Below are 19275 nucleotides of genomic sequence, written 5' to 3'. Positions count from 1 at the left end.
GTGCCATTGTGCCCGAGGGTTCCATGAAGCCATCAGCCAAGCCCTGCCTATCCTCGAGAGCGGAGTGCGAGGTGACCGGCCAGCGTCAGCGCTGGTCCCAGGCTGTTCGCGCCGTTGCCTGCGCGCACTTCCAGTGTCCGAACAAGCTTGGCGAGGTTGACCGCCTTGCCCGCCAACGGCACCCGGACGCGGTAACCGCAGACTGCATGCGGCAAGCCCAGATACTTCTGCACATCCGGTCGAAGCTGACGCTCAAACTCTTCCAGCAGATGGCTGCCCGCCACCGACCGGATCTGGAGGCATCGGGGCATTTTGCCATCCTGCCCTACTACCCAACCCCGTATCACGAGGAAGCCTTCCTCGACGCTTACTTCGTCGATGAAGCCTTGCATAGGCAGCCGGGAATCAGGCCCCTCGCTTGAGGGCGCCTCGGTCAGTTCCTCGCTCAGGTGGAGGAAATAGTTTTCGGCACTCGCGTCCCGGTCGGCGGCCGCTGGCAGAGCAGCGCCAACCCGCTCCCAGTGCATTGCTACGGGCATATATCCCGCCTCTATCAAGGCGCGCTTCACATAATCCTGCCATTCCGCAGGAACGTACCCGTCGAGAGCGAAGGTTTCCCCTTCAGCAGCGGAAACCCATGCGTCCACAAGCTCGCCACCCCCGCCATGGTCGAAAGCTTCCCGCACTAGTTCGTCGATCCGGAATGGGGAGTACCGGTCAGCGAGCAGGTTCCGTAGCGCATCGCTTGCCGAGCGCTTGCCTGCGGCCAGATCTGCGATCACGGAATCCCCGGAAACCACGGGAATCCGGGCTTCGGCGAACAAGCCCGTTGCAATGCTCGTCTTCCCGTACGCCGGCGGCTCCATCAGCAGGTACGCAATTGGACGACGCCGGTACACGTGGATTACATGTCTTGCAACGGGATCGCCGGACTGGGCGACGCTCGGTCCCATCCACTTCCAGGCGTAGTCGTTCAGCAATCTACGCAGCAACGGCATGGTTGGGAACAGACGCTCGTCGATTCCGCGCTCGACGTTGACCCATTCCTCCTTCGGCGACGACGCGATGCCGAGTTCAAGCACCAGCACACCATCGTGCGCCAACCGAGCAACAAGCGACCTGATGAGCCCGGGTTGATCCTCTGCATAATGCAATGCCGAGGCGAGGAGGATGACGTCAAATGGCCCGTCCGGGAGCTCTTCCCATCCCTGGTGCAGGAACTCACCGGCAGGAAACCGGCGGCGCGCTCGCGATATGAATAGTGCAGAACTGTCGATGCCGACTGCACGAAGCGCGCCATCGAACAGCGCGTAACCACAAAAAAAACCTTCATTACATCCCACGTCCAGGAACCGCTTACCCGCGAGCGGAGGCAGCCGTAGCGCTTTCAGCTTCTCGAGCGTACGGGAGTCGCCGGTGGCGTCGGGAAAGGACTGATACTGAGCCATTCTCGTTGCGATCTACTGGACTGTCGTTGAACGGGTTGAGGGGCGAAGCATCGCCGACACCGCGCCCGCGATGCGCAGCGGGGCGTGTGCATCCTCGATCGAGTGCCCGCCCAGCACCCTGAGGTCAAAGTCGATATCGTTCGCGGATTCGAGACCCGGGACCGCGAAAGTCGCACGAAAACCACACTGGTCGTTGCTCAACCCAAAGTGACGCATCACATCGGGACGTGGGCAGGACTCGAATACAGTGGCCGCATGGCGCGTGCCGCCGATCGCCAAAGCCAACGTCCGCGGAACCTTTCCGGTATTGCTGACACACCAGCCTTGCAGATGGATCGCGCCATGCGCCACGATCAGGTTCTCTACGCAGCCGTAGATCACCTCGGCGGAAGTCGACTGCAACTCGGGGACGACGTCCTGTTCGCGCAGCGACGCAAGCAAGTCGTGGTAGGCCCGCAGCGACGACAGAATGTCCCCGAAGTGCACGGCCCGTCCCTGTTCCAGTACGAGCCCTTTGTTGCAAATATCGCGTAGCAAGCCGACGCTGTGACTGGCCAACATCACTACCTTGCTACCACCGACGCGCCCCTTCATCCGTTCGGTCGCCCGGGCCATGAATTCTGAATCGCCCGCCCCAACCCATTCGTCCATCAGGATCACATCGTGCTGGAACGTGGTCGAGATCGCGAAGCCCAGCCGCATCCTCTGCCCGGCCGACAATGTGCGCAAGCGGTGATTCGACTTGTCGTGAAGTCCGGAAAAATCCAGAATCGGCTCAATTTGCTCGCGCAGGCTGGCCGCCTTCAGCCCCATCGCGGTACCGCGCAGGAAAATGTTCTCGCGCACGGTCGCCTCGCCATTGAATCCCAGCGACATATTGAGCAGCGCCTGGCAGCTGCCATCCACTCGCACATGACCCGAAGTAGGAGCATACACGCCATTCAGCACGCGTAGCAGGGTCGACTTGCCAGCGCCGTTGCGGCCCAGAATGGCTATGCGATCCCCTTCGTGCGCCTCGAAGCTGATGTCGTCGAGCAGCCGGATGAGCTCGCGTCGTGGCGGATCAAACGCAGCGCCCAGGAACATCCTCGCCCAGCCGCTGGCACGGCGCTCGCGCTGCAAGTAGATCGGCACCGACAGAGTGAGCCGTTCAACCGTGATGGAGGCGCTCATCGCCGTCAGATCCAGATTGGCACGAAGCGCGCGTAACGCCGATAGGCGAAGATCGCCGCGGCCCAACCCAGCAAGGTCATTGCGCCAAGGTAATACAAAGTAAGACCCTCCAGCTGCTCACCAAGGATCGGCGCTCGAACCACTTCGACCATATGGAACAGGGGATTAAAACGCATCAGCAATCCACGCAAGCTATCGGCAGGCATCGAGTCCGCCTGCCAGATAATTGGCGTGAGGAGAAACGCGAACATGAAGACGTTGCCAATGAACTGGCTGAGGTCCGGAAAGCGGGCACCGACCAAGGCAAACAAGATCCCAACCCACAGCGCGTTGAGGATTACCAGCGGAAATGAAGCTAGCGCATAGGCGAATCCGCTCCAGTGGATGTCGGGATAGATCGCCAGAGCCACCGCGACCACCGGCAGCGACATCACGAAGTAAAACAGTGCCTTGGCCAATACCCTGAGCACGAAGTCGGTCAACCGCATGTGGCCATCCTGGATGAACGCACCTGCGGATGAGAAAGCCGTGGTCGATTCGACGATAGCGCTGCTGACCAATCGATAGACCACGTAACCGATTGCCACATGGGCCGCGAATCTGGTCACGCTGACGCCCATCATGGCGGCAAAAAACGCTCCCAAACCCCAGATATAGACGATCGCCGGAGCAACGAGCCAGAAAATCCCGAGGCGGGATTGACGGTATCGCACCACGATATCGAGCCAACTCGAAAGCGCCCAGAACTCTGGAGCTCTCATGCTCTCCGCAAGGTCGTGGCTCAGCGACCTCATGCTGCGCCTCGGCCAAAAAGCGATCCCGACTTCACAACAATGCCCGATCCAGGTCGGCGAGCAGGTCTGTAAGGGCCTCCACACCGACACTCAACCGCACCAAATCATCCGCAATGCCGAGCACCTTGCGCCTTTCCACCGGCACCGACGCATGCGTCATCACCGCCGGATGGTTTACCAGACTCTCCACGCCACCCAGCGATTCGGCCAGGGTGAACAGTTCGGTTCGTTCGCAGAAGCGCCTGGCCGCCTCGAAACCGCCCTTCAGGCGGATCGAGACGATGCCGCCGGGCCCGTCCATCTGGCGGGCGGCGAGTGCGTGCTGCGGATGCGACTCCAGGCCCGGGTAGATCACATGCTCGATCGCACGATGGCCTTGCAGCCATTCCGCGACCTGCTGCGCGCTTTCGCAATGCGCCTTCATCCGCAGGTGCAGCGTCTTCAACCCGCGTAATGCCAGGAAACTGTCGAACGGCCCCTGTACTGCGCCGATCGAGTTCTGCAGGAAGGCCAGCTGCTCGGCGAGTTCGGCGTTGTCGCCGACCACCACCATGCCGCCGACCATGTCCGAATGCCCGTTGAGGTACTTGGTGGCCGAATGCATGACGATGTCTGCGCCGTGTTCCAGCGGGCGCTGCAGAATCGGAGAAGCGAACGTGTTGTCGACCACCGAGACCAGCCCGCGCTTGCGCGCGATCGCGCAGATCGCCTGCAGGTCGACGATCTTGAGCATCGGGTTGGTCGGGGTTTCGATCCAGACCATGCGCGTGTCGGCCCGGATCGCGGCTTCGAACGCGGCCGGATCGGTGAGGTCGACAAAGCTGAAGTCCAGCCCGGCCGAGCGGCGGCGCACGCGCTCGAACAGGCGGTAGCTGCCGCCGTAGAGGTCGTCCATAGCGACGACATGGCTACCGCTGTCGAGCAGCTCCAGCAGGGTCGAGGTCGCTGCCATGCCCGAGGCAAAGGCGAACCCGCGGCTGCCGCCTTCCAGCGCTGCCACGCAGCGCTCGTAGGCGAAGCGCGTGGGGTTGTGAGTGCGCGAGTACTCGAACCCCTGGTGTACGCCCGGGCTGGACTGGGCGTAGGTGGAGGTCGCGTAGATCGGCGGCATCACCGCGCCGGTGCTCGGGTCCGGCGCCTGGCCGCCGTGGATCGCCAGGGTACCCAAGCCCCAGCGGGACGCGCCGGGGGCTGCGTCGCCGTCGGTTTCGTTCATGTTTTTGCCCTGAAACAATCGGCGAATTCTAGCATTCGCCTCGCCCTCGCCCGCCCTACTGCACCCGCCTGCGCAGGTAGTTGAGCAGGTCGATCCGGGTGATCAGGCCCAGGAACTTCTCGCCGTCCTTGACGATGGCCACGTGGCCGCGGTCGAACAGGGGCAGCAGAGACTCGATCGGGGATTTGACGTCCAGCGAGTCGATCTTGCTGACCATGGCGGTCGAGACCGGATCCTTGAACCTGGCCTCGTCGCCGTAGACATGCAGCAGCACGTCGGATTCGTCGACGATCCCGACCAGGTGCTCGCCGTCCATCACCGGCAGCTGCGAGATCTCGTACAGTTTCATCCGCTGGTAGGCAGTGACCAACAGGTCGCCGGGACCCACCACCACAGTGTCGCGCTGCGAGTACGGACGCAGGATGAGGTCGCGCAGGTCACCGCTCGGCTCGCGCTCGAGAAAGCCGTTGTCCAGCATCCAGTAGTCGTTGTACATCTTCGACAGGTACTTGTTGCCGGTGTCGCAGACGAACACCAGCACCCGTTTGGGTTCGGTCTGCGCGCGGCAGTACTTCAGCGCGGCGGCCAGCAGGGTACCTGTGGACGAGCCGCCGAGGATGCCCTCCTTCTCCAGCAGCTCGCGCGCGGTGAGGAAGCTCTCCTTGTCGGTAATGGCATAGGCCCGCTTGACCCGGCTGAAGTCGGAGATGGTGGGCAGGAAATCCTCGCCGATGCCCTCGACCATCCAGCTGGCGGATTTTTCGCTGAGCGTGCCCTCGTTGATGTACTCGGCCAGGATCGAGCCCACCGGATCGGCCAGGATCAGTTCGGTTTCGGGCGAATGCTGCGCGAAGCAGCGCGACAGGCCGGTCATCGTGCCCGAGCTGCCGCAGCCGAAGACGATCGCGTCCAGGTCCCCGTCCATCTGCCGCAGGATCTCCGGCCCGGTCACGAATTCGTGCGCGGCCGGGTTGTCGGGGTTGCCGAACTGGTTGATGAAGTACGCGCCCGGAGTCTCGCGCGCGATCCGTTCGGCCAGGTCCTGGTAATAGTCCGGATGACCCTTGGCCACGTCCGACCGGGTCAGCACGACCTGGGCGCCCATCGCCTTGAGGTTGAAGATCTTCTCGCGGCTCATCTTGTCGGGAACCACTAGCACCAGCTTGTAGCCCTTCTGCTGCGCGACCAGGGCCAGGCCGATGCCGGTGTTGCCGGCGGTGCCCTCGACCAGCGTGTCACCCGGCCGGATGTCGCCGCGCTGCTCGGCCGCTTCGATCATCGACAGCCCGATCCGGTCCTTGATCGAACCGCCGGGGTTCTGGCTTTCCAGCTTGAGGTACAGCGTGCACGGGCCGGTGTCGAGACGCTGGGCCTGCACGATGGGCGTGTTGCCGACGAGTTCGAGGACGGACTGATGGATAGGCATGGAATGCTGGCCGCCCGGCTGCGGATGGAGCCGCAGATTATCGGCCATGTGGCAGCAACCGCGCCGGGCGCCTGCGCATACCGGGCGCCAGGCGCCGCGCGCGAGATACTTTCTGGAGGAAAGCCCCTTAGCAAGGGGGCGCCCCGAAGGGGCGGGGTTTGGAAGCAAGGGCATGGGGCCCGAGGTTTGCTCCGCAAACCTTGGGTTGCTTGCGTGCCCCGCACTCAAACAATGCGCACGGGCGGCGACGGCCGACGAGGATGGCCGCCTCCGCCCGCGCCGTGGAACGAAGGATCAGTGCTGGATGGATTCGTACATTCGCGTCAGGCGGTCCTTGGCGGCCAGCTTCTCGCGCTTCATCTGGGACAGGGTGCTGTCGTCGATCGGCAGCACTCCGAGCTCGGCGTCGAGCACCTGCTTGTCCAGTTCCTTGTGGCGGTAATACAGCTGCCGGAACTCGCTGTTGGCCTTCATGATCTCGTCGAGTTCCGCCTGCGGTTGCCCTTCAAACATGGGTGCCTCCTTCTAGGTCAAATGCAAACGCCCCGGCCTGCGAGGGCACGGGGCGTTGCGGGTGAGCACTGGAGCGGGGGAGATGCTGCGAGCGGTGCGGATGCGACCCCGGAGGCCGCCTCCGCAAGACGTGCTTGCGGCGGCGAGTTCCTGTGGATCTGGGGATCGGGTCATCTGGGGCCTGGCTCGCTGGCCAAGCGGCGGATGGAAACCGCAGCCGCTTGGGTATTCGACCCTACTCCTGCTCCGTGGACGTCGCAAGGCACGCCGTGCAAGTCCATGATTTGCGTCGCATTCGGGCCACGACGCGGCGCACGGACTGCGCAGACTGTTTCGCAAGTTATTGATTTAGCGGTGAAAACTCGTCACGCGACCGGAGCCGCATTCAGTTTACCGGCGAGGGTCGTCGGCAGCCTCGTCGTCCTGCCCTTCGGACAGCAATTCGGCCTCCTGGCGAGCCAGCTCGGCTTCCCTTGCGCGCGCCGCCTTGAGCCGCTCGGCCTCCGCACCGCCCACGTCGATGACCAGGTCCTCGGCCTCCTGGCGGGCGAGCGCGGCAGCCGCGGCCTCGGCACGCAGGCGCTGGGCCTCCTCGGCCTGGATCTGGGCCTCCACCCGCAGGCGCTCGGCCTCCTGGCGGGCGCGCTCGGCCTCCTGGCGACTGGCTTCGACCAGCAGATCGCTGCGGTCGCGCTCCAGGCGGTCGAGCTCACGCCGCATCGCCTCGGTGCGCGCGGCCAATTCCGCGATCGCCACCCGGCGACTGGCCAGGTACTGCGCGTCCGGGCGCTCGCGCCGGCTCGCCTCCAGCAGCGCAGCCATCGCCTGTCGCGCCTGCAGGCGCTCGTAGGCGGCGTAACCATTGAGGCTGGCGTCGGCGTCGAGTTGCTGCAGGCGCAGTGCCTCGCCGCCGACCGCGGTATTACCCGGGCCGATGTCGGGCAGCGCCGGTGGCAGTTGCCCATCGTCGACCTGGAGCCGCTGGCGCAGCCCGGCGACTTCCTGGCGGCGCTGGCGGTATTCCTGCTCGGTCGCCAGCGCGCGACTTTCGGCATAGGCAAGGTCGCCGTCGGCCGCCGCGGCGAGCGCCAGCGTGCGCGCGTCTTCTTCGTTGCCGGCCGACATGGCGGCCTGCGCGCGGGCCAGGGCCGAGCTCGCCTGGTTCAGGGTATCGGGCGCGTGCTGGCTCGCATCCGCCCCCTCGGCGCGGTTGAGCGCCTGCTGCGCGGCCGACAGTTCACCCGTCGGCGGCGGCAGGCTGGCACACCCGGCCAGCCCCAGAACCAAGACGCCCGTGCTCAGCAGCCAGCGGATTTGTGCGAAGCTTCGATTCATAAGGGGCGGCGGCGTATCCAGGGGACGCGGCCATTTTCATCAGCCGGCACGTTATACGCAACGATAACGGCAGACATACGGGAATCGATGCATGGAAATCGGCTACTTCCTCAAGCTGATGAACGAGAAGAACGCGTCGGACATGTTCCTGACCACCGGCGCGCCGGTCTACATCAAGGTCGAGGGCAAGCTCTACCCGATGGGTGAGACCCCCCTGCCGGCAGGGATGACGAAGAAGATCGCCTATTCGCTGATGAACGAAACCCAGGCTGCGCAGTTCGAACGCGACCTGGAGATGAATCTTGCCCACTCAACCCAGGAATCCGGCCGCTTCCGCGTCAACGTGTTCAAGCAGCGCGGTGAAATCGGCGTCGTGATCCGCGCGATCCGCAGCGTGATCCCGAGCATCGAGGAGCTGCAGCTGCCGCAGGTGCTCAAGGAAATCATCATGTCCCCGCGCGGGCTGGTGCTGATCGTGGGCTCGACCGGTTCGGGCAAGTCCACCACGCTGGCCTCGATGATCGACTTCCGCAACAACCTCACGTCGGGCCATATCCTCACCATCGAGGATCCGATCGAGTACCTGCACAAGCACAAGAAATCGATCGTGAACCAGCGCGAAGTCGGCCTGGACACGCACGCCTTCCACAACGCACTCAAGAACGCGATGCGCGAAGCGCCGGATGTGATCCTGATCGGCGAAATCCTGGACGCGACCACCATGGAAGCGGCGATCGCCTTCGCCGAGACCGGTCACATCTGCCTGGCGACGCTGCACTCCAACAACGCCGACCAGACCATCGAGCGCATCCTCAACTTCTTCCCCGAGAGCGCGCACAAGAACGTGCTCATGAATCTGGCGCTGAACCTGAAGGCGGTCGTCTCGCAGCGCCTGGTGGTCGGGGTCGACGGCCGCCGCATGCCGGCGACCGAGGTGCTGATCAACACGCCGGTGATTCGCGACCTGCTGCGCCGCGGCCAGGTGCACGAGATGAAACAGGCGATGGAACAGTCGCTCGAGGAAGGCATGGAGAGCTTCGACCAGTGCCTGTTCCGCTTATACAAGGAGGGCCGGATCGGGCGCGAGGAAGCCCTGCAGGCAGCCGACTCGCGCGACGGCCTGGCGCTGAAGTTCCGCTTTTCCGAGGGCGCCAGCGGCGAACACGACCCCTACGCCGAGGTGTTCGACACCAGTTCCAAGGGTTGAGGCCGCGGTGCGTGCACCGCCCGCACGCCGGTATTTCGCCGCTCAGCCCTGATGTTCGGGGGCATCCGGCTGCCGCTCCGGCCGGGCGTCGTCGAAGGCGGGCAGCGCGAGACAGGCGGCTTCGATCCGAAGCAATGTCGGAAACGCCGCCAGGTCCATGCCGTAGCGGCGCGCGTTGTACAGCTGCGGGATCAGGCAGCAATCGGCGACGGTAGGCGCGTGTCCCTCGCAGAACGCGCTGGTCGCCGGGTTGTCGGCGAGCAGCTGCTCGAACGCGTGGAAGCCTTGCTCCATCCAATGCCGCACCCAGGCGTCGCGCTCGGTCTGGGGGACATTCCATTCGCGTTCGAAGTACTGCAACACCCGCAGGTTGTTGAGCGGATGGATGTCGCAGGCCACCAGTTGCGCCAGCGCCCGCACCCGCTGGCGGCCTCGTGCGGTTGCGGGGAGCAACACCGGCTCGGGCCAAACCTCGTCCAGGTAGTCCAGGATCGCGAGCGACTGCCGCAGCATGCGATGCCCGTGCTGCAGCACCGGCACCAGCTGCTGCGGGTTGGCCTCACGGTAGGCCTCTGAATGCTGCTCGCCGCCATCGCGCAGCAGGTGCACCGGCACCGTCTCGTAGCGCAGGCGCTTGAGGTTTAGCCCGATGCGCACGCGGTAGGCGGCGCTCGAACGCCAGTACGAATACAGGACCAGCTTGTCGACCACGGCACCGTTCCCCTGCGGTTCCGAGTTGTCCCACACGTTAGCCTGCCTTCCCGGGCCCGTGGGCGCCGCCGGTCGCACCGCGACGCGCGCCGGTCATGGCGCAGGCTGGCGCTCGATGCGCTGTTCGATCGCGCCGAACAGGCTGGCGCCCGCCCGGTCGAGCATCTCGATACGCACGGTGTCGCCGAAACGCATGAAGGGGGTCACCGGCTTGCCGGTTTCCAGGGTTTCGACCGTGCGCTTCTCTGCGAAGCAGGAAGCGCCCCGGGTGGTGTCCTGATTGGCGATCGTGCCCGACCCGACGATGGTGCCGGCCGACAGCGGCCGCGTCTTCGCCGCATGCGCGACCAGCTGGGCGAAATCGAACTGCATGTCCTCGCCCGCCTCGGGCGCACCGAACCATTCGCCGTTGATGTGAGTGAGCAGCGGCAGGTGCACCTTGTTGCCGCGCCAGGCTTCGCCGAGTTCGTCCGGCGTGACGAACACCGGGCTCAGCGCCGAGCGCGGCTTGGACTGCAGAAAGCCGAACCCCTTCGCCAGTTCGCCGGGGATCAGGTTGCGCAACGAGACATCGTTGACCAGGCCGATGAGCTGGATGTGCGCGGCCGCCTGTTGCGGCGTCACCGCCATCGGCACGTCGTCGGTGACCACCACCAGCTCGGCTTCCAGGTCGATCCCGTACTCTTCGCTCACGACCCTGACCGGATCGCGCGGCCCGTAGAAGCCGGCGCTGGTCGCCTGGTACATCAGCGGATCGGTGTAGAAGCTTTCCGGCACCTCGGCGCCACGGGCCCGGCGCACGCGCTCGACGTGCGGCAGGTAGGCGCTGCCATCGACGAATTCGTATGCACGCGGCAGCGGCGCGGCCAGCTGGGCGAAATCGACATCGAATACGCCGTCGGCGCTGCCCTGGTTCAGTGCGTCGGACAGCGCGTTGAGGCGCAGCGCCGCGTTCGACCAGTCCTCGAGCGCCCGCTGCAGGGTCTGCGCAATGCCGGTTGCCCGCACCGCACGCTGCAGGTCGCGGGAGACCACGATCAGCGTGCCGTCGCGGCCGCCTTCCTTCAGTGAGCCAAGTTTCATGCGGCCACTCGCGAAAAATGGATCCGGATTGTAGCTGGCGCCGGTAAAGGGGCGTGTCAGTCGTCGCCCTGGAAGCCTGCGGCGCGATAGGTCAGCACCAGCGTGTCGCGATGGCCATAGCCGGACAGCGGCTGGATCGGGGTGGTCTCATGGATCATGCGCACATCGTCGAGCAGCAACATCGACCACGGTTCGAAAAGGGTGAAGCGCTGGCCGGCGGGGCCCTGTGCCTCGAACACGCGGGTTTCGCCACCCTTGATCCCCTGACGGTCCACCAGCACGACCGCGACGAAGTCGACCCCGTCGCGATGCGCGCCTTCCGGCGTCGGCCGGCCGATGCCATCACTGGTGTCGATGCGGAACTGGTGGGCCTCGATGTACCAGCGCGCGACCGGCATGCGGCGCGAACAGATCGTACCGATGGACGCCAGCAGGTGCGTCCATGCAGACTGCGCGACGACCGCCGGGTCGACCGGCTCGAACCAGCGACGCATGCCACCGTGCAGCGCGTTGTAGTCCAGCGACTGCCAGTGCGCGCGGTGCGGCGCCTGGGCCAGCGCCCCGTCCTGGAGGACGAAGCAGGAATGCCGCCGCTTGCGGTAGCGGCCGCCATCCTTGAGATAGGTGTCCGGCCGCAGATCGTCCCAGCTCGGCTTCAATGCATCGAGCGCAGACTGCGCATCGCCGGATAGGGCCATGACGTCCGCCGGCGCCACGACGGCATAGCCGCGGCTTTCCAGGTCGGCGTCGAGCGCACCAGACGCGGTATAGGGGGCTTGGAAACTGGCGACCATGGCGGCGGCGGCAGGGGAATGCGGCATTTTCGCATCGCGGCCGGACGTTTCGGCAATGGAAAACGAAAAGCCCGCCGATGGCGGGCTTTCGTGGTGCGTGGACTTGCGAGGAATCTGGCAGCCCCGGATGGATTCGAACCACCGAATGCCTGAGTCAGAGTCAGGTGCCTTACCGCTTGGCGACGGGGCTATGAAGGCGATTGTAACGCCGCCGCAGGCGCGGCGGCGTCGATCCCACTTAACGCTTCGAGAACTGGGTGGCGCGGCGTGCCTTGTGCAGGCCGACCTTCTTGCGCTCCACTTCGCGCGCGTCGCGGGTCATGAAGCCGGCCTTGCGCAGTTCCGACTTCAGCGTTTCGTCGTACTCGACCAGCGCGCGGGCGATGCCCAGGCGGATCGCGCCGGCCTGGCCGGTGGTGCCGCCGCCCGATGCGGTGACGACCACGTCGAACTTGTCGGTGTTCTTGGTCAGTTCGAGCGGCTGGCGCACGATCATGCGTGCGGTCTCGCGGCCGAAGAACTCCTCGATCGGACGATCGTTGATGGTGATCTTGCCCTCGCCCTTGCGCAGGAACACGCGGGCGGTGGAGGACTTGCGACGGCCGGTGCCGTAATTCTGGTTGATTGCCATGACTTAGAGTTCCAGGATTTGCGGCTGCTGGGCGGCGTGCGGGTGCTCGGCACCCTTGTAGACCTTGAGCTTGCGGTACATGGCGCGGCCGAGCGGATTCTTCGGCAGCATGCCCTTGACCGCGATCTCGATGACGCGCTCGGGATGGCGCTCCAGCGCCTGGGCCAGGGTCTCGGTCTTGAGGTTGCCGACGTAGCCGGTGAAGCGGTGGTACTGCTTGTCGGCCAGCTTGTTGCCGGTGACGACGATCTTCTCGGCATTGACCACCACCAGGTAGTCGCCGGTATCGACGTGCGGGGTGTAGACGGGCTTGTGCTTGCCGCGCAGGCGGCGGGCGAGTTCGACGGCGAGGCGGCCGAGGGTCTTGCCGGAAGCATCGACGAGATACCAGTCGCGCTGGACGGTCTCGTTCCTTGCAGAAAAGGTCTTCATCACTGGACTCTGATGGCGGGTTACGTGGTCGGGTTGGTTCCGCCGGATTGCCCGTGGGAACTTCGCCTCGCGTTGTCTGGCGTCCGGCCTGGGACCGGGCGACAAAGAAGCGGAATCATAGCTCCATGGGCGTTTCGCCGCAAGCCAGCGGGCGCCGCGGGCGCGCCGGGCGGCGCTTGCCGCACAATGACCGCCATGACCGCACGCCACCTGACCCTGGCCGACCGTGTCCTGATCGAGGCCCAACGGGGCCTGGACAGCGTACTCGGACGCCCCGCCGCCCAACGCCCCAACCCGGCCGGGGACGATGCCGAGATCATCCTGGACGCGGACGAACGTCGCCACGCCGCCGGCCTGATGCGCATCAACCATGTCGGCGAGATCTGCGCCCAGGCCCTGTACAGCGGCCAGGCGGCCGTGGCCCGCGACGAGGCCACCCAGGCCGATCTGCTCGCCGCCGCCGCCGAGGAAACCGACCACCTGGCCTGGTGCGCAGAGCGTCTGGACGAGCTCGGCAGCCGGCCCAGCCTGCTCAATCCGGTCTGGTATGCAGGCAGCTACGCCATCGGCGTGCTCGCCGGCCTGCGCGGCGACGGCTGGAACCTGGGTTTCGTGGTCGAGACCGAGCGCCAGGTCGAGGCACACCTGGCCGAGCACCTGCAGACCCTGCCCGAAGCCGACCTGCGCAGCCGCGCGATCCTGCAACAGATGAAGGCCGACGAGGCCCGCCACGCCGACAACGCCGAGCAAGCCGGCGCCCGGGTCCTGCCGCAACCGGTGCCCTCGCTGATGGCGGCGGCCTCGAAGCTAATGAAGACGGTCGCGTACCGGATCTGATGTGGTACCCGCGCATCCCATCCGTCGTCCCGACACCAGTCCCCTGAGTCAGGGGGCGATTCGCGCCGCTGGCGCGAATGGGGGTGTGGCAGCGCGCGGCGGGGCCCGAAGTTTGCGCAGCAAACTTTGGGGTTTTCCGGGCGCGAGCCCGGGAAATGCCTATTCGAGCAGGCCTATTCGACCAGGTTGCGCCCCTGGTACAGCTCTTCGATCTCGCGCCGCAGCCGCGCCTCGATCTTCATCCGCTCCTTGAAGGACAGGTTCTTGGCCTTCTCTTCGAACAGGTAGTTGTCCAGGTCGAAGTCCTTCAGGTGCATCTTGGTGTGGAACAGGTTTTCCTGGTAGACGTTGACGTCGAGCATTTCGTAGCGCGACTTGATGTTCTTGGCCAGGTAGTCCTGGATCGAATTGATCTTGTGGTCGATGTAGTGCTTGCGGCCCTTGATGTCCCGGGTGAAGCCGCGCACGCGGTAGTCCATCACCACGATGTCCGACTCGAGGCTCTCGATCAGGTAGTTCAGGGCCTTCAGCGGCGAGATCACGCCGCAGGTGGACACGTCGATATCGGCGCGGAAGGTGGCGATGCCGTTGTCCGGATGGGTTTCCGGGTAGGTGTGCACGGTGATGTGCGACTTGTCCAGGTGCGCCACCACGGCGTCGGAAATCACCCCCTTGGCATCGGCCTTGTCGATGACCGGTTGTTCGGAGATCAGGATCGTCACCGAGGCGCCCTGCGGGTCGTAGTCCTGGCGGGCGATGTTGAGGATGTTGGCGCCGATGATCTCCGCAACGTCGGTGAGGATCTGGGTCAGGCGGTCGGCGTTGTATTCCTCGTCGATGTACTCGATGTAGCGCCGGCGCTCGTCCTCGGAGGCCGCGTAGCACACGTCGTAGATGTTGAACGACAGCGACTTGGTGAGGTTGTTGAAGCCCTGCAGCTTCAGGCGCGGCAGCGGTTTGACCACAGCGGCAAATCCCGGGGTACGGCGAGGGGCGGGATTATAGGGCGAACGCGCAGACAGGACCGGACCGGCGTGTATCGATTGCCGTGACCGGCGCAACCGCCTACTCTTGCGACTTGCTCCGTTCCGCGCCGATATGAATCCATCCCCCCTGAACCTCCTGATCGGCAGCAGGCGCCCCACGAGCCCGCTGGCACCCGATGCAGCCACGATCGAGCGTTTCCTCGCACAGTGCCATCGCCGGCGCTATCCGGGCCGTACCGATGTGTTCCGTCCGGGCGATCCGGCCGGCACGCTCTATTACGTGATCAGCGGCTCAGTCGCGATCCTCACCGAAGAGGACAACGATCGCGAACTGATCCTGGGCTATTTCGGCGGCGGCCAGTTCGTGGGTGAGATGGGCCTGTTCATCGAATCCGAGGCGCGCGAGGTGATCCTGCGCACCCGCGTGCCCTGCGAGCTGGCCGAGATCAGCTACGAGCGCGTGTACCAGCTCTTCGACGGCCCGCTGGCCGCGGACGCGCCCAAGCTGCTCTATGCGATCGGCACCCAGCTCTCGCGCCGCCTGCTCGACACCAGCCGCAAGGCCGGGCGCCTGGCCTTCCTCGACGTCACCGACCGCATCGTGCGCACCCTGCACGACCTGGCGCGCGAGCCGGAGGCGATGAGCCATCCCCAGGGCACGCAGCTGCGGGTCTCGCGGCAGGAGCTGGCGCGGCTGGTCGGCTGCTCGCGCGAGATGGCCGGCCGCGTGCTGAAGAAGCTCCAGGTCGACGGCAAGCTGCATGCCCGCGGCAAGACGGTCGTGCTGTACGGCACACGATGACCGTCCGCCGCGCCGCGCATGAGGAGGTGGACGCGGATCTGCGCAGCGCCTCGCTCATGGATGCGGACGACGTGGCCGGGTTGCTGACCGAACTCGGCTACCCATGCGAGCGCAGCGAGGCGCTCGAGCGCATCTCCTCGATCATCGACAACGACCGCCAGGTGCTGGTGGTTGCGCGCCTGGGCGGCGTGGTCTCGGGCCTGATCGCGCTCGACTTCATGTATTACCTTCCCCTGGGCACCTATACCTGCCGCGTCACTGCACTGGTGGTCACGCCCGAGGCGCAGGGCCGCGGCCTGGGCCGCCAGCTGCTGCGCGAGGCCGAACGCCGCGCACGGGCCGGCGGCGCGGCCCGGATCGAACTCACCAGCGGTTCGCAGCGCGCCGATGCGCACGCGTTCTACAAGGCCTGCGGCTACAGCGACGGGACCTTGCGTTTCATCAAGCGGCTCGGCGACGCGTAGGGCGGGTTCGGACATCGCGAGACCGCGACGGCGGGTCAAGACCCGCCCTAGGTGGGCTCCGACAGGACTCCCACGCCCGACGACACCACCTCGCCCGCACGCCCTTCGCAGCCCCAGTTGAGGATCGGCGTGCCCGGCGGCAGGTCGCGCCGGAACGCCGCAACCGCGTCCTCCTTCGGATTGACCACCACCGGACGCCGCGCCGCCTGCAACAACGGCAGGTCCGCGCGGCTGTCCGAATAGGCGATCGCGATGTCCACGTAGCCCCGCTCGCACAGCATCCGCACCTTCTCCCGATGGTGGCAATGGCGCTTGGCGCCGACCGCACCGAATTTCGGCCCGACGAGCGTGCCGATCACCGGCACATCCTCGTGCGCGACGAAGGCCAGGATCGCGCGCGCGAGCTCCGGCGGCGCGCCGGTGGCGATCACCACCAGGTCGCCCGCGCTGCGGTGGCGGTGCAGCACCTCCAACGCGACCGGCAGCAGCCGCGAGCGGATCTCGTCGACATGCCCGGCGACGTAACGGTCGATCAGCGCGTCCAGGTCGCGGCGGCGGTGCAGGCCGACGGTCCCGACCCAGACGAAGGTCGAGATGCCCGCCCGCCGGGTCGGCAGCCAGGCGATCATCGGTCCGGCGACTGGAGCGACCAGCAGCGCAAGCAGGCGCCGCCACCAGGCGCGTTCGACCAACCAGCGGAACAGATGCCCGCCCGAATCGCCGTCGTACAGTGTGTGGTCGAAGTCGAACACCACCAGCGGCGCGCCAGGCTCGGCGGAAGGAAAGCGCGCGCTCATGGGGTGGCGAACAGCTCGGCCAGCGCGGCGCCCGGATCGGGCGCCCGCATGAACGTTTCGCCGACCAGGAACGCGTCCACGCCGGCGCCGCGCATGCGCGCGACGTCCCCGGAGGTGGCGATGCCGCTTTCGGTGACCAGCAGCCGATCGCCGGGCACGCGCGCGCGCAGCGCCAGGGTGGTGTCCAGCGACACCTCGAACGAACGCAGGTCGCGGTTGTTGACGCCCAGCAACGGCGCCCGTCCGGCCTCCGTGTCGACCGCCAACGCACGCTCCAGTTCGTCGGCATCGTGCGCCTCGATCAGTACGTCCATGCCCAGCTGCATCGCCTGGCCTGCCAGCGCCTGCATCTGGGCGTCCTCCAGCGCGGCGACGATCAGCAGGACGCAATCGGCCCCCAGCGCGCGTGCCTCGAACACCTGGTAGGGATCGATCACGAAATCCTTGCGCAGTACCGGCAGCGAACAGGCGGCGCGGGCCGCCTGCAGGTGCTGGTCGCTGCCCTGGAAAAAGTCCACGTCGGTCAGCACCGACAGGCAGGCCGCGCCGCCGGCCTGGTAGCTGCGGGCGATCGCAGCCGGGTCGAAGTCCGGGCGGATCACGCCACGCGACGGACTGGCCTTCTTGATCTCGGCGATGACCGCGGGGCGACCACGCGCGAGCTTCGCGCGCATGGCATCGGCGAAGCCGCGCGCCGGCGCTGCGGCGCGCGCACGCGCCTGCAATTCCGCCTGCGGGACCTCGCCCCGCCGCTGCTCCACTTCCTCTCGTTTGCGCTGCAGGATCCGCTGCAGGATGTCGCTCATGCGCTGGTTCCGTTCCGCTCCGGCAGCGGATCTCCCGGACGCCATTGTCGCGCACGCATGGCATCCAGCGCCGCGACCACCGCGTCGCGGGCCGCGGTCTCGTGGATCGGCAACACCACCAGGTCGCCATCGCGCATGTCCTGCAGCAGCAGGCGCGCAGCGGCGACTTCATCGAGATGGGTCTGGATGCGCTCGTCGGCGAGGCCGGCTTCGCGCAGCGCCTGGCGCATGATCGCGGCGATCTCGCCCGGCTGGCGGCCGCGCTCGTAGCCGGCGATGTCCTTCAGGATCACCCGCTCGGGCCGGTAGCCGGCGACCGTGGTGGCCACCGCGCGCAGATCGTCGTCCTCGCGGTTGCCGGCATGGCCGAGCATCACGCCCATGCGTCCCTGCCGGGCATCCGCGCCGATCGCGTGCAGCAGGCCGCGCAGTCCGTCTGGGTTGTGCGCGTAGTCGACCACCACCCGGGCCTGTCCGAACCGCCAGGCCTGCAAGCGACCCGGATTGTCGTCCGGCGAGGCGCCGAACCCGGCCAGGACCCCGACGATGGTTTGCGCAGGCACGTCCATGGCCGACGCGGCCAGCGCTGCCGCGGCGATGTTGCCGATGTTGTAGGCGGCGCGACCTTCCAGCGTCAGCGGCATGGCGGCGACGGCGCCGAGCGTCGCCCCATCGTGGGCGCCAGAGAGCCAGAGCTCCCCTGCCCGCACCCCGCAGGTCGCGCCGCCGCGCGCGCGATGCGCCGCAAGCAGCGGAAGGTCGTAATCCGCAGCGAACCATCCGATCGCGCAAGCCAGCATCGCGGACTGGCGAAGCAGGATCGGATCATCGGCATTGAGCACCAGCAATCCGTCCGACCCGATCGCGCGCGCGACCACGAGCTTGGCCGCGGCCAGGTCACCGAGATCGTGCACGCCGTATTCGCCGAAATGATCGGCGCTGATATTGGTGACCACAGCCACGTCCGCGTCGCACAGCGCCAGCCCGCGCCGCAGGATGCCGCCGCGCGCGGTTTCCAGCACCGCCGCCTGGGCTTCAGCGTGGCGCAGTGCGGTGCGCGCGCCGCCGGGTCCGGAGAAGTCGCCGCCCTCGATCAGCGCGTTGTCGAAGTACACGCCCTCGGTGCAGCTGTGCGCGGTGTGCAGGCCGTGCGCGCGCAGGATCGCGGCGAGCAGGCGCACGGTGGTGGTCTTGCCGTTGGAGCCGGTGACCAGCGCCGCCGGGATCGCATGCAGCTGCGACCATGGGACATCGTCGACCACGGGCAACGCCTGGATCGGCCAGCTGCGAGCGCCCGTGCCCGCACCGATGGACACGACATCGTCGTCGGCCAGGAACGGCAGCCCGCGCGCGGTGGCCTGTGCCCGCAGCGCCACCAGCGCCGGCCTGGCTTCGCCGGCCGCGAGCCCCTGCAGCCGCCGCAGGGCCTCGTCGCGGGGGAAGGTCGCCGCATGCGAGCGTGAGGCACCCTCGTCATCGACGACCGGCTCGGTGGCCTGCAGTCCGAGCGCGTCGTACCAGGCCCATTCGGCGACTTCGGTGGCCGCGTACAGCTGGTCGAACGGCGCGGCGAAGGCCAGCGAGGCTCCGCTCCGGTGACGCCGCACATGCACCTCGCCTGCCGGCCACCCGAGCGTATCCCGCGCGGCGGCGATGTTGTCCGCCCATCGGGCCAACGTCGCATCGTCGAAGGCCAGGCCGGGCGCGGTCTCCAGCGCCGCACCGGTCGCGTCGAAATACAGGTTGCAGCCGGTCAGCCGGCGCGAATCCACGAATGGTTCGGGCATCAGGGCTAGTCGTCCCATGCGGAGTGGGTCGCG

Annotated in this window: 20 protein-coding genes and 1 tRNA gene; 4 read left to right on the top strand and 17 right to left on the bottom strand. The window is 66.6% G+C overall.

Translation table 11 applies throughout. The features are described from left to right. Window positions 1-47: 47 nt before the first annotated feature. The 7 genes from MC375_RS07650 to MC375_RS17695 form a co-directional block, all read right to left on the bottom strand. A complete protein-coding gene (locus tag MC375_RS07650; RefSeq protein ID WP_242102688.1) occupies window positions 48-1448 on the bottom strand; it encodes a class I SAM-dependent methyltransferase in 1401 nt (466 codons plus the stop codon). Between the two features lie 12 nt (window positions 1449-1460). Continuing rightward, a complete protein-coding gene (locus MC375_RS07645) occupies window positions 1461-2621 on the bottom strand; it encodes an ABC transporter ATP-binding protein (RefSeq protein WP_242102687.1) in 1161 nt (386 codons plus the stop codon). A 5-nt stretch (window positions 2622-2626) separates the two neighbouring features. Continuing rightward, a complete protein-coding gene (locus MC375_RS07640) occupies window positions 2627-3415 on the bottom strand; it encodes an ABC transporter permease (RefSeq protein WP_242102686.1) in 789 nt (262 codons plus the stop codon). A gap of 31 nt (window positions 3416-3446) precedes the next feature. Further along, window positions 3447-4631, bottom strand: a complete 1185-nt coding sequence (locus tag MC375_RS07635) for a cystathionine gamma-synthase (protein WP_242102685.1) — start codon at window positions 4629-4631, stop codon at window positions 3447-3449. A 55-nt stretch (window positions 4632-4686) separates the two neighbouring features. After that, the gene (locus MC375_RS07630; protein WP_242102980.1) at window positions 4687-6057 is read right to left on the bottom strand and encodes a pyridoxal-phosphate dependent enzyme; all 1371 of its coding nucleotides are present in this window, start codon (window positions 6055-6057) and stop codon (window positions 4687-4689) included. Between the two features lie 294 nt (window positions 6058-6351). Continuing rightward, on the bottom strand, window positions 6352-6570 hold the full coding sequence (locus MC375_RS07625; protein WP_242102684.1) for a YdcH family protein: 219 nt from the start codon (window positions 6568-6570) through the stop codon (window positions 6352-6354). A gap of 390 nt (window positions 6571-6960) precedes the next feature. Next, the gene (locus tag MC375_RS17695; RefSeq protein ID WP_277929295.1) at window positions 6961-7905 is read right to left on the bottom strand and encodes a DUF4398 domain-containing protein; all 945 of its coding nucleotides are present in this window, start codon (window positions 7903-7905) and stop codon (window positions 6961-6963) included. 91 nt (window positions 7906-7996) lie between these two features. On the opposite strand from MC375_RS17695, the gene MC375_RS07615 reads away from it, so the two are divergent. Beyond that, window positions 7997-9112: a PilT/PilU family type 4a pilus ATPase gene (locus MC375_RS07615; RefSeq protein WP_242102683.1), complete on the top strand. Its 1116-nt coding sequence runs from the start codon at window positions 7997-7999 to the stop codon at window positions 9110-9112. 42 nt (window positions 9113-9154) lie between these two features. Here MC375_RS07615 and maiA read toward each other — a convergent pair whose 3' ends face one another. The 6 genes from maiA to rplM all read right to left on the bottom strand — a co-directional run bounded on the left by maiA (window position 9155) and on the right by rplM (window position 12763). Beyond that, a complete protein-coding gene (maiA, locus tag MC375_RS07610; RefSeq protein ID WP_242102682.1) occupies window positions 9155-9823 on the bottom strand; it encodes a maleylacetoacetate isomerase in 669 nt (222 codons plus the stop codon). Between the two features lie 93 nt (window positions 9824-9916). After that, window positions 9917-10906 carry a fumarylacetoacetate hydrolase family protein gene (locus MC375_RS07605; protein WP_242102681.1) on the bottom strand — a complete coding sequence of 330 codons (990 nt, stop codon included), beginning with the start codon at window positions 10904-10906 and terminating at the stop codon, window positions 9917-9919. A gap of 56 nt (window positions 10907-10962) precedes the next feature. Further along, the gene (locus MC375_RS07600; protein ID WP_242102680.1) at window positions 10963-11727 is read right to left on the bottom strand and encodes a 2OG-Fe dioxygenase family protein; all 765 of its coding nucleotides are present in this window, start codon (window positions 11725-11727) and stop codon (window positions 10963-10965) included. 88 nt (window positions 11728-11815) lie between these two features. Continuing rightward, window positions 11816-11890 (bottom strand) — tRNA-Gln (locus tag MC375_RS07595). Between the two features lie 48 nt (window positions 11891-11938). Further along, on the bottom strand, window positions 11939-12331 hold the full coding sequence (rpsI, locus tag MC375_RS07590; RefSeq protein ID WP_242102679.1) for a 30S ribosomal protein S9: 393 nt from the start codon (window positions 12329-12331) through the stop codon (window positions 11939-11941). Between the two features lie 3 nt (window positions 12332-12334). Further along, the gene (rplM, locus tag MC375_RS07585; RefSeq protein ID WP_242102678.1) at window positions 12335-12763 is read right to left on the bottom strand and encodes a 50S ribosomal protein L13; all 429 of its coding nucleotides are present in this window, start codon (window positions 12761-12763) and stop codon (window positions 12335-12337) included. Between the two features lie 195 nt (window positions 12764-12958). Here rplM and coq7 point away from each other — a divergent pair, with 195 nt between their 5' ends. Further along, window positions 12959-13600, top strand: coding sequence for a 2-polyprenyl-3-methyl-6-methoxy-1,4-benzoquinone monooxygenase (gene coq7 / locus MC375_RS07580; protein WP_242102677.1), 642 nt, complete (start codon window positions 12959-12961; stop codon window positions 13598-13600). A 173-nt stretch (window positions 13601-13773) separates the two neighbouring features. Here the strand turns inward: coq7 and speD are convergent, their stop codons facing one another. Then, window positions 13774-14565, bottom strand: coding sequence for an adenosylmethionine decarboxylase (gene speD, locus MC375_RS07575; RefSeq protein ID WP_242102676.1), 792 nt, complete (start codon window positions 14563-14565; stop codon window positions 13774-13776). A gap of 133 nt (window positions 14566-14698) precedes the next feature. Between speD and crp the strand changes: the two genes are divergently transcribed. Together crp and MC375_RS07565 are read left to right on the top strand one after the other, a co-directional pair. After that, window positions 14699-15388 carry a cAMP-activated global transcriptional regulator CRP gene (gene crp / locus MC375_RS07570; RefSeq protein ID WP_242102675.1) on the top strand — a complete coding sequence of 230 codons (690 nt, stop codon included), beginning with the start codon at window positions 14699-14701 and terminating at the stop codon, window positions 15386-15388. Further along, the gene (locus tag MC375_RS07565) at window positions 15385-15852 is read left to right on the top strand and encodes a GNAT family N-acetyltransferase (protein WP_242102674.1); all 468 of its coding nucleotides are present in this window, start codon (window positions 15385-15387) and stop codon (window positions 15850-15852) included. Before crp ends, MC375_RS07565 begins: the two co-directional genes overlap by 4 nt. A gap of 47 nt (window positions 15853-15899) precedes the next feature. Here the strand turns inward: MC375_RS07565 and MC375_RS07560 are convergent, their stop codons facing one another. The 3 genes from MC375_RS07560 to MC375_RS07550 are packed head-to-tail and all read right to left on the bottom strand — an operon-like array spanning window position 15900 to window position 19242. After that, a complete protein-coding gene (locus tag MC375_RS07560) occupies window positions 15900-16649 on the bottom strand; it encodes a haloacid dehalogenase-like hydrolase (protein WP_242102673.1) in 750 nt (249 codons plus the stop codon). Next, window positions 16646-17455, bottom strand: a complete 810-nt coding sequence (gene trpC, locus MC375_RS07555) for an indole-3-glycerol phosphate synthase TrpC (RefSeq protein ID WP_242102672.1) — start codon at window positions 17453-17455, stop codon at window positions 16646-16648. Before trpC ends, MC375_RS07560 begins: the two co-directional genes overlap by 4 nt. After that, window positions 17452-19242 (bottom strand): Mur ligase family protein, encoded by a 1791-nt coding sequence (locus MC375_RS07550; RefSeq protein ID WP_242102671.1) that lies wholly within the window; start codon window positions 19240-19242, stop codon window positions 17452-17454. The genes trpC and MC375_RS07550 overlap by 4 nt, the downstream gene beginning before the upstream one ends. Window positions 19243-19275: the final 33 nt, after the last annotated feature.

Origin of the sequence: Lysobacter sp. M2-1 (assembly GCF_022662495.1) — a bacterium.
Taxonomy (GTDB): Bacteria; Pseudomonadota; Gammaproteobacteria; order Xanthomonadales; family Xanthomonadaceae; genus JAKPBU01.
The sequence above is the reverse complement of the archived record's forward strand: the minus strand, read 5'-3'. Positions and strand labels throughout refer to the sequence as shown.